The organism is Methanohalophilus portucalensis (assembly GCF_002761295.1).
Lineage (GTDB): Archaea > Halobacteriota > Methanosarcinia > Methanosarcinales > Methanosarcinaceae > Methanohalophilus > Methanohalophilus portucalensis.
The window spans coordinates 2,032,438-2,048,449 of sequence record NZ_CP017881.1 but is presented as its reverse complement, the minus strand read 5'-3'; the positions used below and the strand labels follow the sequence as shown (position 1 = coordinate 2,048,449).

Sequence of the window (16,012 nt, the reverse complement as noted above, 5' to 3'; positions counted from 1 at the left end):
CAGACCTCTATATTGATAATGTAGTTACAAGAATTTTCCTGTATAACAATACTTTGGTAAACATTATTCTACCAGAAATAAACCAATAAGTTTAAACTCAATACAGACAAATTTGGTTTGCCAATCCGGAGAAATATTCATGGAAATCGGGGAAATAATTCATACTTTTAAAAACAGCGATAATTTTTGGGTAGGAATCGCACGTGACGGGTTATCGGTACTGGCTATTCTTGCAGTTATCGGCATCCTGTCCCAACTATTCTTTGGAATGTGGACTCCAATGGTTGCAGTGGAGTCGGGAAGTATGGAACCCCACATGTACAGGGGAGACATAATCTTTATTGAAGATTTTGACAGGACGCAGATAGAAACACTCCGGAATGCACCTGCGGATTATATCTCATTTGAAAAAAAGGGAGATGTTATCTTATACCGACCCTACGGGCAGAAAGGGGTTACCCCGGTAATCCACAGGGCCATGTATTTTGTTGAAGAAGGTCAGCCAATGTGGGAAGGGGGACCTGAAGCTCCACATGAAGGTTACATAACCAAAGGAGATAATACGAAAACAAATAGCTACTATGACCAGCAGGGCCAGATCAGTTATCTTTCTCCTGTAAAAGAAGAATGGATTATCGGTATTGCCCGTTACAAGATTCCATATATTGGACATATCAGGTTACTATTGTCCTGATCTAACTTTAAAAAAGAAAGACAGGTTAAACCTGCTTAATCTAACAATTCCAGTTCAAAGATGCATCTGGGCTGTCAGAACCGGTTTGAAATCGGCCAGCATATTGAGGCGATAATCTTCAAGCAAGACTTTCTTGGTACTTTCCACAGGTACACTCAATACGATTTCCTTGGTACGGCCATATCTGCCCTTGCTCACGACTATAGCATTGAGGATACCCAGCATATCAAGCTCTGATATGAGATCGGTGACCCTTCTCTGGGTCAGGATATCGGTATCAACATTGCGGCATAACTGTCTGTAAACGTTATACACCTCACCCGTTGTCACATTACGGTGGCCATTATTGCGCAGCAGCATCACACTATAGAGAGCGAGCTTGGATTGGGTAGGAAGAGTGCGTATAACTTCCACTATACGATCCACTTCGATTTTTTCCTGGGCTTGCCTGACGTGTTCTTCCTCGATAATATTCTTCTTCTCACGTTCGGCTATTTCCCCGGCAACCCTCATAAGATCAAGAGCACGCCGTGCATCCCCGTGTTCCTGTGCCGCAAAAGCAGAACATAGAGGAATTACCATGTCATCCATACTGTTTTCCTTATAAGCAATAGCAGCACGCTGCCTGAGAATATCACTTATCTGTTCGGCATCATAGGGTGGAAAGATAATTTCCTCCTCTCCCAGAGAACTTTTCACACGTGGATCCAGAAATTCAGTGAACTTCAGATCATTGGAAATACCTATCATGCTTACCCGGGCATTTTTAAGATCCGTATTCATCCGGGAAAGATTATAGAGGACATCATCCCCTTTTTTTATCAATTTATCAATTTCATCAAGAATTATTATGATTACCTGTTTGCGGGAATCCACTGCCTCTTTAAATCGGAAAAAGACCTGATCTGTAGGCCATCCTGTCATAGGGACATCTTCACCGAATTGTTTTGCAAGATTGGCCAATAACCTATACTGTGTATCTATTACTTCGCAATTTATGTACAGCACATTACATTGTACATTGAGATGATCACTTTTCCTTTCAAGTTCAATACCCACATATCTAGCAACAGCAGTTTTACCTGTACCTGTTTTTCCATAAATGAGAACATTAGAAGGTGTATGACCCCTCAAAGCTGATACCAGTACCGTAGCAATATTATTTATCTGGTTACTACGATGAGGAAGATTTTCCGGTGTATACGCAGGTCTCAACACTTCCTTATTCTTAAAAAGGGATTCTGTCTCCAATAACTCTTCAAATAACCCATCAAGTGAACCATTATCCATCCAAACACCTTCTATTTGTAATATGACAATACCGTATAATCGTTTTTTTAGTAGATTGAAACCAAAGCGGGTACCTCCTCTTAGCAATATTTGGTATATGCAAAAGGACGTAATTTTCCTCTGTTAGTACTCTAATGGAAATATAGGTATCTATTCTTAACAGTTATGGTAAAGACCCCTTTGTTTCAAGTGCACTTATAAAGTAAGTTTAAAAGATACAATTAAAATTATAGATGTAAAAAACGACAAAAAAGGTAGACCCCTTTGTTTCGTTTGGAACATTTATAAAGGGGAGAGACCCTATGGTTTCAACTGGAGATAAGGAAAAAATATGAAATACATATTTTTAATATGTTGAAAAAATATAGCAGTGTAAGTAGAGAGGTTTTAATATATAAAACTTTGTTTTACAAAAATCCCTTTTTTCAAATTGAACTATGTTTCCAATAGAAACTATGGGGTCCCCCTCTAGCAATTCCTGAAATTTAAAAATCTGAAAATCAAATATAACTCAAAACGATTATAATTAAAAAGCTCTTCTAGGAAAAGGATTCTCATGTATAGCAATGGCATCACAAGAGATTCAGTTCTAAAGGAATTATCTCAAAAAAAAAACAGGGATAGTGATTACAGGAAAGTTCTGAGTTCCATGTGTACCTATCCTCATGAAATAGCATAGCATGCCCATTGCAATTTCATCGAAGCTAATATGGGAGACCCAGGTCTTTTTCAGGGAACATCTGAACTGGAAGAACAGGTCATGGAAATGCTGGGTGCCATGTTGCATCTTCCGGATGCCTGTGGTTATATCAGTACAGGAGGCACTGAATCAAATATCCAGGCCGTAAGAGCTATGCGTAATCGTAATAGATCAATTGTAAATCCTAACATTGTTGTTCCTGATTCAGCTCATTTTTCTTTTGATAAAGTTGGTGATCTTTCAGGTATAGATATACGCAGAGCAGCTCTTTCTGATAATTTGCAGGTGGATACGGATGCAGTTAACTCCCTGATAGATAGTAATACCATAGGATTGGTGGGTATAGCCGGTACTACTGAGTTTGGGCAGGTAGACCCTCTTGAAACCCTTTCTGGCATAGCTATTGAAAATGGTTTACCTTTCCACGTAGATGCGGCTTTCGGGGGTTTTGTACTGCCTTTCCTTAAACCTAAATATAAATTTGATTTTGAAATTCCCGGTGTATCTTCTGTAACAATAGATCCCCACAAAATGGGTCTAAGTACTATTCCTTCAGGAGGATTACTTTTCCGCCACAGTCTTGATCTTGACAATCTGGCGGTAAAGACACCTTATCTTACTATAAGCAGTCAGTATTCCCTGACAGGTACCCGTAGTGGAGCAGCTGTAGTATCCACTTACGCAGTTATGCGCCATCTTGGAAGAAAAGGTTATGGTGCCATCGTACAACGATGTATGGATATGACTGAAAGGCTTGTTGCAGGAGCCAGGAATATAGGAATCCGGCCGGTGATAGAACCTGTTATGAATATCGTGGCGCTGGATGTAGAGTCACCAGGTGATATTCAAAACAGACTTTACGAGGATTTTGGATGGCGTGTTTCTCTTACGAGAAATCCACAGGCATTAAGATTGGTTATCATGCCCCATCTGGATAATGAGATCATAGATATGTTTCTTGCGGATCTGGATACTGTTGTAAATCAATCTCAAAATAAAAAATAAAAGGGTGCTTGGTATCACGGTTGAGGGGATGATCGATGGCACCTAGCCTTGAAACTTGTAAAGGCGTGTGCCCATCGAATCCGTGACTATTTCCTAATAGGTCTTCAGGGGTATATATTTTGAAACCAAGTGGTGTGAAAGTATTATTCGTCAGGTACTCATTCACATCACTAAAACTAAATAACTAAATAATAGGAACTTAAAAAGGTTCAGTTATGAAAACTTCTTTCAAAATCGGTAGTGTAATGGGTATCCCTATATTGATCCATATCACTTTTCTTATTGTACTGTTTCTCTTTGCATTTGTTTTTTCAAGTGTACCCGAACCCGTTGGATTTGCAGATGTCCAGCCTGCTCTATTAGGTTACGGCCTGTCCCTTTTGACAACCATCCTCCTTTTTACCTGTGTACTCTTGCACGAGCTGGGTCATTCCTATTTTGCAAAAAAGTATGGGGTTAAGATAGATAACATCACCCTTTTTTTGATTGGTGGTGTATCTTCAATGGAAGAGATGCCCCGTGATCCTGGACAGGAAGCAAAAATGGCTTTTGCGGGACCATTTGTAAGTTTTTTGATTGGTGGTATCCTGTTTGGATTGAATTTGATTGTAGATATGATGGTTGCAGGTTATTCTACTACCATACCCTATCGTCTTGTCTATATCCTTGCTTCCATCAATATTGTATTGGGGGCATTCAACTTGATTCCTGCTTTCCCCATGGATGGGGGTAGGATTTTGCGTGCATTTTTTGCTCGCCGTATGAATTATATACAGGCAACCCGTAACGCAGCGACTGTCGGGAAATTTTTTGCTTTCATGCTGGCACTTTTGGGTATTCTTTCCAATCCCTGGAATCCCTGGCTTTTGTTGATTGCGGTATTTATTTACATGGGAGCTTCAGGAGAGGAACGTTCCACTGCTGTTACCCGTACCCTTGAGAATGTCATGGTAAAAGATGTGATGAGCAGTGATATTATTTCAGTATCTCCTGAGATGAACCTGGAAGAACTCGTACAATTCATGTTTGAACACAAACATATGGGTTATCCGGTGATCCAGCACAATGTTTTAAAAGGCATTGTTACGTTTACGGATGTACATAAGGTAGCGCAAGTGGATAGGATAAGTACCCTCGTTTCCGATGTGATGACAAGGGATGTGGTTACTATCTCACCTGCCGATAATGCATCTGAAGCCTTCAAGGTCCTGAACAATAATAACGTAGGCCGTCTTGTGGTAATGGAAGATGGAGAGATTATCGGCATCCTTTCAAGAACAGACCTTATGCATACAATGACACTTTTAAGTGAGTAAAACAGGGATTTTAATGGCTAATGACCCGTATATTACCGATTCCCGACAGGACACCATGAGCTATAACTATGAAAGCACCACCAGCTCTTCAGAAGTTCAGGAACACGATTTCTCAACAGATTCCACTTCTGAAAATGTGGGTCCTGCTCCTTCCAGGATAAGCTTGGTGGGAACGGCCCATGTTTCGGAAAAAAGTATCCGTGAAGTAAAGGAGACTATTCACAACCAGCAACCTGATGTCGTTGCTGTTGAATTGTGCAAGGGCCGCTATGATGCCCTTAAGGGTAAGACCCAAACCTCGGATATATCTGTTAAGGAACTGCTTGCAGAGGGTAAGATCTATTTTTTCCTGGTCCATATGCTGCTTGCCCATGTCCAGAAAAGGATAGGCAAGGATATGGGAGTACAGCCCGGTGCTGAAATGTTAGCTGCGATTGAAGCAGCAGAAGAAATTGGGGCGGACGTTGCCCTTGTAGATCGTGATATCCAGGTAACTCTTCAGCGTTTCTGGGGAAAAATGGGTTTGATCGAAAAAACAAAAATGATAGGAACCCTGATAGCCGCAGCTCTTGGAATTGGAGGCGGCGATGATATCGATATCGATAATATCACCGAACAGGATACAGTTACAGTCCTGATCGAGGAATTACGTCATACCTCCCCCAATGCTGCAGAAGTACTTATCGATGAGAGGGATGCCTACATTGCAGGCAGTCTGGCAAGAACGGCTGCAGGTGGCGGTAAAAACATAGTCGCTGTTGTAGGTGCGGGTCACAGGAATGGTATCGAGAAATATCTCTCCAACCCCAGGACCATACCCCCGTTATCGTCTCTGGTAACCCTGCCCAAAAAACGTTTTAGTTTGATGAAGGTCTTTGGTATCGCTATAGTGGCTCTGGCACTTGCAACATTCCTGTTGATTATCCTATCAGGGACTTCCATTGAACTCCTGTTGATCGCCTTTGGATGGTGGTTTATCATAAACGGCACCCTGAGTGCTTTAGGGACAATCATTGCGGGGGGACATCCCTATTCTATAGCGACATCCTTTGGTGTAGCCTGGCTGACTTCCTTGAATCCCATGATGGCTGCAGGCTGGTTTGCAGGTCTTGTGGAAGCAAAACAGCGCCATCCCACGACTGCTGATTTCAAAGCCATGATGGATACAGAATCTTTTGCAGAGGCACGTCAAAACAGATTTTTCAAAGTAGTTCTGGTGGCAGCCCTAGCAAATATCGGAAGTGTGGTAGGGACATTCCTGGGAGCCTGGGTTATGATACAAGTTACAGGAGTGGACCCGCTGGAATTGATACGCAGTTCCCTTTCGTCTGGGTTGGCCATGCTGGGTCTTTAAATGAATTATCGGTAATGTTAGTTGCGGGAAAACCAATTCCAGATTTTCCCACTTTCTTTCCTGTCAAAATCAGTGATTGTAAACCGGTTTCTGTCTCTTGATGAGAATAGATGGTATCTGGCACTGTAGAAAACTTTCCTTTAAATTCCATTAATACATTATTATTTTTATAAGAAGAAGTTTCCTATTTGTGTTATTGGGTTTAAAATGAGCAAAATAATTAACAGCGTAATTTTATGTTTAATCTTGTGCAGTACCTTACTTTATTCTGGTTGTATATCAAATGAAACTGAAGAAGATTTTGTGTCAAACCAAACTGAAGAAAAAAAAGTCATTGAACTGACAGATATCGATCAGCATATAATCACAAAAGTTTCCGTCAGGAATGGACTAAGTGGAGATTTGAGTACAACAAATGATAGAGTAAAAATAGAAAAATTGATCAGTCAACTTGATAGGTATACATTGGAAGAAAAAGATAATCAAGAGCCTATGTTCGGGTATCGTTATTCAATAAAATTTTACAGTGGTTCCAGTAAAATCTCAAAAATAGTTATTGTAGATTCTAAAATTATGGAAGTTGATGAAGTTTACTATGATGTCATTAACTCATCTTTTGATATTGCAACAATTGACAAAATTGTTGGTTCAATATAACTTCCATCATTAAATTAATGTGAACCGTTTTTAGTTGCGGGAAAACCAGTTCCAGATTTTCCCACTTTCTTCCCTGTCAACATCAGCGAGTGCAAACCGGTTTCCGCCTCTTGATGATAATACGGAAATCCCGATTGTATCCAGATCACTCATGCGCTGGAAAGGGTTGGAACTTATCTGCATAGTCTGGATATGGTCTCTCAATACGAATACATGATAGCGGTGGATATTGCGGAATCTGAGTGTTAATTGTTTTTCCAGGATAGCAGTTCCTCCTGTATTGTAGCGGGAAAGTCCCAATAAGAAGACAGGAGGCAGGACCAACAGGGAGACCCATCCGTAGGGAACCAGCTGGAGCAATAAAACAATCACAATAGCTGGAACCAGTAAACGTATAATATAACGTTTCCTTGACCTCAATGGCAGGGGATGCATATTTTCAGGAATAGTGTATTCGGGAAACATGTTGTCCATGAATTTTGACAGTTCCCTTAAATTCAGCAGAGGATATAATGTAGTCACATAATCCTGTTTTTCAGAGCTGCCCCCGGCAACTTCTGCATAGATCGAACACAGGTTAAGGGGCTGTCGCAGCAAACTATCCTTTACAGACAGCGCCTGGATTCGTTTCATATTCAGGTTGTATTCCTTCTGTTCGATAAGGCCGTAGGATATCCGGATATCATCTTCCTGGCGTTGCAGGGTAAAATTGGCGTATTGGACTGCAAAGACCAGGGTTGATATAATCCATGAAAGCAGCAATAATCCAAATATTAGTATCAGGAGTAGACTGATATTGATATTGTTCTGAGGAATTACCCGCTCAAGAACGAGTCCCAGATAATTTTCAGGAATATATGGATAAAGCTGGGATAATCCAGCCGCTATAAGGGAAAAAAGTAACATGAACCTTCCTGAAGTGGCTCCTGCCAGAAGCAGATTACGTAGGGGGATATTGTAAGTATTTACAGTATCTACTTTTGAATTCCCGGTTTCTGATTCTTCTGTATGATTTTTGGCGGATTCGTTTGTTGTATGGTTTTCTAAATAGGTCTTTATATTCTGGCTTTCCTGCAGGGTTACAGCGGTGAGTGATAGTTCTGCTTCTGTACTGCCGGCTGTTTTTACATGTAAACTCGTGACACCCAGAAGTTTTTGTATAAAATTTGTGATTACATTGACCGTCTGGACTCTTTCTCTCTTGATTGATCTTTCCTTTTTAAATAGCAATCCCTTTCTTATGTGCAAGTAGCCGTTTTCATACTGATAGGTGAAAAGATACCATTTTGCTGTAGAATACGTAAGGGTGGCGATCAAAGCAATAACAAGCAGAAGAGGAATGTCCACACTGCTCAATTCATCCCTTAGGGATAATGCAAAGAAGAACACCGGTGGTATTGCATATATTATGCTTTTGACTGTCTCTAGGATTATCATGACGGGATGCTGGCGCTTAAATTCAGACATCTTCATCACTTACTCTTGCAAGAGCTGCTATTTCTCCCATGAGCTCTGCAGCTTTTTCCCTTGATAAAGCGGGAATATAATGGTCTGTAGCAGCTGTGGATATCCTTAATGTTGCCAGCCCGAAGAATCTCATCACGGGGCCGTGTTCAGTATCAACATGCTGTATCCTGACCATAGGGATAAGAGTTCTTCTGATAATGAAAATACCGTTCTGGATATCTACTTCATTTTCTCTTATTTCATAGCGCCAGAAACGTATCCTGAGTTGTGGTGCAATTATTGCCGACCATAATGTGAATACTGTCACCAGTGCTATACCTATCCAGCCCCAATACCGTGGCAAATCCCATGCAGGACCTATTAGAACGATGTATGCTAATGGAATTGAAAAGGTGGCAATACCTAGCAAGAGTCCGCTTACAAACCAGGATTTCAATGCACGTGAATCGATACGCTCAGAGGGTTCACTTTCAAGCATCATTACCGAATCCGAAAAAGAAAAAAGAGGACCCCGGCTCATACGAGGTCATGGAGATTGAATTTGTAGGGGCCAAGGTTTCCGCCGTAATTGCCTGCGGAGATCTTTTTGACACCCGGAACCTTTACGGCTGTCTTTATACCGGCTGACATTGCGCTGGAAATTGCTTCTTCGCTGACACCGTTGATAACGATCTCGTAAACTGCTCCCACACCTTCGGGGATCTGGGTATCCTCTATCTGGTCTCTGATGGAGGGGCAGAACTTTTCGTTTGCTGTTGCCTTGAGGAAAGTGTACTTGTTGGCACCTGGTTTGGAGCCGCTGGCCACTATACCACCGGGGAATGGAGTAATGGAGCCTTCTACCTTCTCTATAGCTTCAACTGCTGCTTCTGCGGCATTGAGAGCACTCATCTGGCAGTCTCCGAAGATGAAGAAGTTCCCTCCTGCTATACCTTTTACTCCACCCATGGAGTGTTCGGTAATAAAGTCACCTTCCATCATTGGAATCTTATAGGCCTTCCTGCCACCGACTTCGGTTTCGGATTCTGTACCGTCTGCGAAGAATTTGAGCTTGAAACCGGTGTCAAACTGTTTTTCAGCATCCGGGAGACCGTTGAACATGGCTGTTGTGGGAGCGGTCAATACGCACTGGCCCAGTCTTTCCAGGAGCTGTTCTTCCAGGGACTTGTAGCCGAAGGTGCAGAGCTGGATGTAAACACCAGGTCTTCCATCAGGGGTTTCATCAGGACTGGCAACCCTTTCGATACCGCCTTCTGCGGGACACATGATGACAGAGGTACCAAAACCTGTGGCTTCCTGTGCAGCTACCCTTGCCCATTTTTCGTTCACGGCTGTGATCAGTACTCTTCCGATCTTTATCGGGAATGCTTCTGCAAAAGTATCTTCGATTTCTACTCCGTTAATTTCCATTATGACACCTGCTCTTTAATTAAGGGTACAAGGGAGATACTGTTTGCAGTACAAATAATCTTCGACATTGCTTTTTGTCTCATTTAAGGGAGAGGAATTTTGCATTGACTGCAACTATAACCGTACTCAGCGACATAAGCACCGCCCCTACAGCCGGGGACAGCAGGATTCCCTGTCCCACCAGCACCCCTGCTGCAAGTGGGATGGCAATGGCATTGTAACCTGTGGCCCAGAACAGGTTCTGCTTCATCTTGCTGTAGGTCTTTGCCGAAAGATCCAGGACAGTTATCATATCAAGGGGATTGCTGCGTACCAGCACAATATCTGCCGTTTCCACTGCCACATCAGTTCCGGCCCCGATTGCCACACCGAGGTCAGCACGGGCCAGGGCAGGTGCATCATTCACACCATCACCAGTCATTGCTACACGCAGTCCGCGATCCTGGATTTCCTTGACCTTCCCTTCTTTTTCCTTTGGGAGTACTTCGGCAAAATATTCGTCAAGGCCTATGCTTTCAGCTACCCACCGGGCTACATTATCATTATCTCCCGTAAGCATCATGCAGCGTATGCCCCGCTCTTTAAGGGTTGCAATAGCCTGTTTTGATTCGGGACGTATAATATCTGCGAGGGCAATGGCACCAATTAATCTATCCTCCTCAACCACGAAAACAACAGTCTTACCCTGAGCTGTTAACCCCTCTGTTTCAGCTGCGTCAGGTTCGAACCCCTGGTCAGCTATATAGGAGCCACTTGCAACTGTGATTTGCCTGTCCTCAACTGTTGCATACGCTCCCTTGCCGGGGATACTGTTGAAATCCTCAATAGGATATTTTTCCTCTGTAGATTCCACAATACCCCGGGCTATGGAATGTTCCGATTCGGCTTCTACTGAAGCAGCCAGTTTCAAGATTTCTTCTTCTGATACATTCTCAAAGGGAATTATGTCGGTGACCCCGAATTTTCCTTCAGTAAGTGTTCCGGTCTTGTCAAAAACCACCGCATCGACCTCATGTGCCTTCTCAAAGGCAGCCCTGTCCTTGATCAGCAGCCCGTTGTTGGCGGCCAGTGCAGAGGATACTGCAATCACAAGGGGAATTGCTAGACCAAGGGCATGGGGACATGTGATTACCATTACGGTAACAGCTCTTTCCAGGGAAAAAGCGAAATCATAGTCTGCCAGATTAAACCAGGCAAACAGGGTTATAGCACCTGCACTTAAGGCTATTATAGTCAGCCACAGGGCGGCCCTGTTGGCCAGGTCCTGTGCACGGGAGCGGCTTTCTTGTGCCTGTTTTACAAGTTCAATTACCTGCGAAAGGAATGAATCGGAACCGGTCTTTTCGATAATGATCTCCAGGGACCCTTCCCCGTTGATGGAACCACCAATCACTTCATCGTCTTTTTCTTTGGATATCGGTGTGGTTTCTCCGGACAACATTGCTTCATTGACCGAAGATTGTCCCTTTAGGATACTGCCATCTGCAGGAATTTTTTCCCCGGGTTTGACCAGCAACCTGTCTCCATTCTGTAACTCGTTCAGTGCTACATCCTCGGTCTCACCATCTTTTCCTATGCGGTGGGCTTTTGAAGGCATGAGTTTTGCCAGTTCCTCAAGAGCCATGGAAGCTCCCATTACAGATCTCATCTCGATCCAGTGGCCCAGGAGCATGATGTCGATAAGGGTTGCAAGTTCCCAGAAAAAGAATTTGCCTGCCAGACCGAAAACCACCAGGCTGCTGTATATGTAGGCCACACTGATGGCAACGGCAATCAATGTCATCATGCCGGGTTGGCGGGATTTGAGTTCATCCAGCAGGCCGGTAAGGAAGGGTTTGCCACCGTAGAAGAAGATCAGTGTGGAAAAGGCAAAAAGCAGATAAGAGGCACCTTCAATTGCCGGTAGGCTCACTCCTGCACTTTCCAACCCCTGGCGAATTATAGGTGAAAGAAATAAAACCGGTAATGTAAGAACTACAGATACGAAAAAGCGTTTCCTGAAATCTTCCAGCATCATTGCATGATGCGAATGTCCATTATTATCTCCATGCTCCATTTTCATTCCTCCTCAAGTCTCTCCCCACAACGTTTACAGTAGGCAGCATCCAGATCATGTCCCTGAAAAGCACAACCCGGACATTTTTTTGAAAACATATTTCCTTTTGTCTGTTCTACGATTTTTGCTTTATCTTCCTCGTTGGAAACTCGTATTATAGATTGTGTGATTATCCCTGTAGGTACAGCGATGATAGAATAACCGATGATCATTACCAGTGAAGCGATGGTCTTTCCCAGGAATGTGGTGGGTATAATATCCCCGTAACCTACCGTTGTTATGGTGACGATGCCCCAGAAAATACTCTCGGGTATACTGGAAAATTGTGGATTGGAGCTTTCAACAACATACATCACAGAACCCAGTATCACGACAAGATTCAGGATTGTAAACAAAAATATCGTAATCTTGCGCTGACTCTCCTTAAGGGCCCTGAGCAAAAGTTCGGTTTCCGAGAGATATTGCACGAGCTTAAGTATCCTGAATATCCGCAACAGTCTCAGGATACGTACCACAAGAAGGTATTGTCCGCCGGGCAGGATCACTATAAGGTAAGTAGGCAGTATTGCCAGCAGATCTATTATACCAAAAAAACTGGTAGCATACTTTTTTTTGTCTCTGACACAAATAAGCCGCAGGATATATTCTATGGTGAACAGAATGGTGAAATTCCATTCCAGCATGTAAAGGCTATGGTGATGGACGGTGCTTATGGATTGCACACTGTCCAACATTACAATTGCAACACTTCCCAGGATGGCAACTATAAGTGCTATATCGAAGGCCTTTCCAAGAGGTGTATCAGCCTCGAAGATTATATCATACAGGTCTCTTCTCCAGCCTGTATGAGAGGGCCTGTTCTCATATGGGTTGTATTTTTTCATGGCTATCCTCTGGACATTCTTCTCCCTAAATTCTCATGGTCTTCCCGATGGTTATAATTTACTCTGTTGCCAGCCGAACATTTATTAACGATCAGCCAGATATGAGATACGTCTCAATTTTGAGATGGAGTATTTCACATGCATCTAATTCCAGCACTGAAAGAACTGGGCCTCCTAGGCGGATTGAATCATCCGGTTAAACTATCCTCAGCTGAGTTTGCCGAATACATGGCGACCAGTTCCAAGACTTCAGCCAGGATTCTCAAATCCCTGGAAGATGAAGGCTATATTGAGAGGCGTATTGTGCCTGGTGGACAGGAAGTACTGCTCTCGAAAACTGGCCGGCAATTGTTGAAAAAGGAATACGAAGATTACAGGCATATATTCACCGAAATCGTTGAGAAAAACCCGATTTATCTGCGGGGACATATTGTAAGCGGGCTTGGTGAAGGTCACTACTATATTGGCCAGGAAGGCTACCAGCGCCAGTTCGGGGACAAACTCGGTTTTGCTCCTTACCCTGGGACTCTCAATGTGCATCTGGATGACCTTAGCCTGAAGTTCAGGGATAAACTTGCAGAAAGTGCTGTGATTCCTATCTCCGGTTTCACAAGCGGGGAGCGTACTTTCGGTGCATGTCATTGTTTTTGTGTGAAAGTTGAGGGTTTTGAGGCAGCAGTTGTGGTTCCAGACAGGACCCATTATCCGGCTGATCTGCTGGAGATAATCTCCCCCGTGAAATTGCGTGATGAGCTTGATTTGAAGGACGGAGATGAGGTAGAGGTTACTGTTGATTATTGATTGGAGGTAATTTAGTATGGACAATTTTAAATTTTCAGATCCCGAAGTGAAAAAGGGCGTTGAGGCGGTTGAGCGGGGAGAAATGGTATTTATATTTGATTCGGACAGCCGGGAAGGGGAGACGGATTTTGTGATTGCGGCTTCGGCTATTACTCCTGATGATGTACGCTGGATGCGTCGCGATGGTGGAGGGTTGATATGCACTGCCTTGGCCGATGAGGTCTGTACGACGCTGGGTCTGCCTTTCATGGCGGATTTGCTGGCAGAGGGGGCAGGCAGATGGCCTGCAATTGGTAATACTGTGGAGCAGGCCGGTGATCTGGCATATGATAGTCGTTCTTCCTTTTCCATCTGGGTCAATCACAGGGACACACGTACCGGCATTCCTGATAATGATCGTGCCCTGACAATCAACAAGCTGGCTGAGATTTCTGAAAAGGGTAGAAACGGGGAAACCGTTGTTTTTGGAGAAGAGTTCCGTGCGCCGGGCCATGTTGCATTGCTACGGGCAGCTGAAGGGCTTGTAGAAAACCGTCGGGGCCAGACCGAGCTGTCGGTTGCTCTTGCACAGATGGCCGGTATAACCCCTGTAATGGTAGTCTGTGAAATGCTGGATGATACCAACGGCAAAGCCCTTTCAAAAGAGGATGCCAGAACCTATGCCCAGTTGCATGGATGTGTTTTTCTGGAAGGTGCCCAGATCACAAAGGTCTATAAAGAATGGGTAACCCGGCAGAAAAAGTGATATAGGGAAAGTTCCTATTAGAACCAATCCTCGTGGGACCGTAGGGTAGCCTGGTCCATCCTGCAAGGCTGGGGGTCTTGCGACTGGAGTTCAAATCTCCGCGGTCCCACCATACATCAACTCCTTTTTTAAATATTAAATGATATTTCTGTGGCTTTGTCCATTTTCCCTATATTAATCCTTACAGAATTCCAAATCCACACAGGAAGAATGGTAAGCTAACAAAGATTAATATGAGTGATCTTAATAGTAGGGATATGAATTTGCTTTGTATAGTGTAATTTTATGAGGAATATGGATGAAAATAGTCATCATAGGTGCAGGTGAAGTTGGCTATCATATAGCAAAATCATTGTATCTGGAAAATGATATTGTTGTCATCGATGAGGATGAAGATGCCTGTCAGAGAGTGGATGAGCTTGACGTTCAGGTAATCATGGGAAATGGTGCAAACGCTACAATTCTTGAAAAAGTTTTGATCGATGCCGATCTTCTTCTGGCTTTAACAGGTGATGATGAGGTAAATATTGTCGCCTGTATGGCAACTAAATTGATAAAGCAATCCAGTAAGACCTTTAAAACCATGGCCCGGGTCAGTAATCCTGATTATATAGACAGGCCGGTAGCCAAACGTACCCAGGTTGGTATCGATGTAATGATATGTCCTGAACTTGCACTTGCATCGGAGATTGCTGATATTCTTTCTATACCTTCTGCGATTGATTCGGAGTCATTTGCCGATGGAAAAATAAAAATGATGGAATTTGTTGTCAAAGAAGACAGCCATCTTGTGGATAAACACATCCGTGATATAGGCTTATTTGGCTGCTGTATTGTGAGCGCCCTTTTCAGGGGCTCACAAATTATTATTCCCCATGGTGACGATCTTATCCGCGCAGAAGACCACATTGTCATTATCGGTGAAAAATCCGCAATGAAAGATATATCTTCCTTTTTTGGAAAGATCAAAAAAAATACTGCTATGATTATTGGTGGCGGAATCGTTGGACTTTATCTGGCACAGTTGCTTGAAACGACTGATATGAAAATAAAGATTATAGAAAAAGACAGATACCGATCTGAAATGGTAGCTGATAACCTCAAAAAAACGCTTGTATTGTGGGGCGATGGTTCTGATCTTAATCTCCTCAAGGAGGAGGGTGTAGGGGAAATGGATGTGGTAATATCTGTTACAAACAGTGATGAAAAAAATCTGCTCTGCTCTCTTTTGGCCAAACAAATGGGTGCAAAAAAGGTGATAGTAAGAGCGGACCATTTTGATTATGTACCTTTATTTGAAATGGTTGGTGTAGATCGTGCTGTAAGTCCCAGGGAAGCAACGATTAATGAAGTGCTCAAACTCACGATGGGTACAGGAATAGAGGCCCTGACAACCATTGAAGGAGATAAGGCTGAAATTGTGGAGTACACAGTTTCTAAAAAATCAAAAATAAATGGCAAGTTTCTCAAAAATGTGAACTTCCCGGAGGGTTCAATTGCAAGTATGGTTATCAATGACGACTCAACTATTGTTCCCCGTGGAAATTACAAGGTAAAAGAAGGTGATCATATTCTTGTATTTTCTATACCTTCTGTACTTCCAGATGTAGAAAAACTGTTCAAATAAGGTGTT

13 protein-coding genes, 1 tRNA gene and 1 pseudogene are annotated in these 16,012 nt (G+C 43.0%); 9 read left to right on the top strand and 6 right to left on the bottom strand.

Annotation, left to right across the window (positions count from 1 at the left end; translation table 11 throughout):
• The first annotated feature begins 139 nt into the window (after positions 1–139).
• Positions 140–694 (top strand): signal peptidase I, encoded by a 555-nt coding sequence (locus tag BKM01_RS10515; protein WP_072361925.1) that lies wholly within the window; start codon positions 140–142, stop codon positions 692–694.
• A 54-nt stretch (positions 695–748) separates the two neighbouring features.
• Here BKM01_RS10515 and BKM01_RS10510 read toward each other — a convergent pair whose 3' ends face one another.
• A complete protein-coding gene (locus tag BKM01_RS10510) occupies positions 749–1,984 on the bottom strand; it encodes an ORC1-type DNA replication protein (protein ID WP_072361922.1) in 1,236 nt (411 codons plus the stop codon).
• 694 nt (positions 1,985–2,678) lie between these two features.
• On the opposite strand from BKM01_RS10510, the pseudogene mfnA reads away from it, so the two are divergent.
• From mfnA to BKM01_RS10490, 4 genes and pseudogenes are all read left to right on the top strand, one after another.
• Positions 2,679–3,689, top strand: a pseudogene (mfnA, locus tag BKM01_RS10505) (tyrosine decarboxylase MfnA); the annotation flags it as partial.
• A gap of 215 nt (positions 3,690–3,904) precedes the next feature.
• The gene (locus BKM01_RS10500) at positions 3,905–5,005 is read left to right on the top strand and encodes a CBS domain-containing protein (RefSeq protein WP_072361919.1); all 1,101 of its coding nucleotides are present in this window, start codon (positions 3,905–3,907) and stop codon (positions 5,003–5,005) included.
• A 13-nt stretch (positions 5,006–5,018) separates the two neighbouring features.
• Positions 5,019–6,359 carry a TraB/GumN family protein gene (locus BKM01_RS10495; protein ID WP_072361916.1) on the top strand — a complete coding sequence of 447 codons (1,341 nt, stop codon included), beginning with the start codon at positions 5,019–5,021 and terminating at the stop codon, positions 6,357–6,359.
• A gap of 207 nt (positions 6,360–6,566) precedes the next feature.
• Positions 6,567–7,016 (top strand): hypothetical protein, encoded by a 450-nt coding sequence (locus BKM01_RS10490; protein WP_072361913.1) that lies wholly within the window; start codon positions 6,567–6,569, stop codon positions 7,014–7,016.
• Between the two features lie 30 nt (positions 7,017–7,046).
• Here the strand turns inward: BKM01_RS10490 and BKM01_RS10485 are convergent, their stop codons facing one another.
• The 5 genes from BKM01_RS10485 to BKM01_RS10465 form a co-directional block, all read right to left on the bottom strand.
• Positions 7,047–8,483 (bottom strand): PH domain-containing protein, encoded by a 1,437-nt coding sequence (locus BKM01_RS10485; protein WP_233125733.1) that lies wholly within the window; start codon positions 8,481–8,483, stop codon positions 7,047–7,049.
• On the bottom strand, positions 8,476–9,003 hold the full coding sequence (locus BKM01_RS10480) for a PH domain-containing protein (RefSeq protein WP_233125732.1): 528 nt from the start codon (positions 9,001–9,003) through the stop codon (positions 8,476–8,478). Before BKM01_RS10480 ends, BKM01_RS10485 begins: the two co-directional genes overlap by 8 nt.
• Positions 9,000–9,893: a formylmethanofuran--tetrahydromethanopterin N-formyltransferase gene (fhcD, locus tag BKM01_RS10475; protein WP_072361907.1), complete on the bottom strand. Its 894-nt coding sequence runs from the start codon at positions 9,891–9,893 to the stop codon at positions 9,000–9,002. Before fhcD ends, BKM01_RS10480 begins: the two co-directional genes overlap by 4 nt.
• A gap of 79 nt (positions 9,894–9,972) precedes the next feature.
• Complete coding sequence (locus BKM01_RS10470) at positions 9,973–11,949, bottom strand: copper-translocating P-type ATPase (RefSeq protein WP_072361904.1); 1,977 nt, start codon at positions 11,947–11,949, stop codon at positions 9,973–9,975.
• A gap of 2 nt (positions 11,950–11,951) precedes the next feature.
• On the bottom strand, positions 11,952–12,833 hold the full coding sequence (locus BKM01_RS10465) for an ion transporter (RefSeq protein WP_072361901.1): 882 nt from the start codon (positions 12,831–12,833) through the stop codon (positions 11,952–11,954).
• 138 nt (positions 12,834–12,971) lie between these two features.
• On the opposite strand from BKM01_RS10465, the gene BKM01_RS10460 reads away from it, so the two are divergent.
• The 4 genes from BKM01_RS10460 (at position 12,972) to trkA (ending at position 16,006) form a co-directional block, all read left to right on the top strand.
• Positions 12,972–13,634, top strand: a complete 663-nt coding sequence (locus BKM01_RS10460; protein ID WP_072361898.1) for a winged helix-turn-helix domain-containing protein/riboflavin kinase — start codon at positions 12,972–12,974, stop codon at positions 13,632–13,634.
• Positions 13,635–13,650: 16 nt separating this feature from the next.
• Positions 13,651–14,379 (top strand): 3,4-dihydroxy-2-butanone-4-phosphate synthase, encoded by a 729-nt coding sequence (gene ribB, locus BKM01_RS10455; RefSeq protein WP_072361895.1) that lies wholly within the window; start codon positions 13,651–13,653, stop codon positions 14,377–14,379.
• A gap of 34 nt (positions 14,380–14,413) precedes the next feature.
• Positions 14,414–14,491: transfer RNA gene (locus tag BKM01_RS10450), tRNA-Pro, on the top strand.
• A 186-nt stretch (positions 14,492–14,677) separates the two neighbouring features.
• Positions 14,678–16,006, top strand: a complete 1,329-nt coding sequence (trkA, locus tag BKM01_RS10445) for a Trk system potassium transporter TrkA (protein ID WP_072361891.1) — start codon at positions 14,678–14,680, stop codon at positions 16,004–16,006.
• Positions 16,007–16,012: the final 6 nt, after the last annotated feature.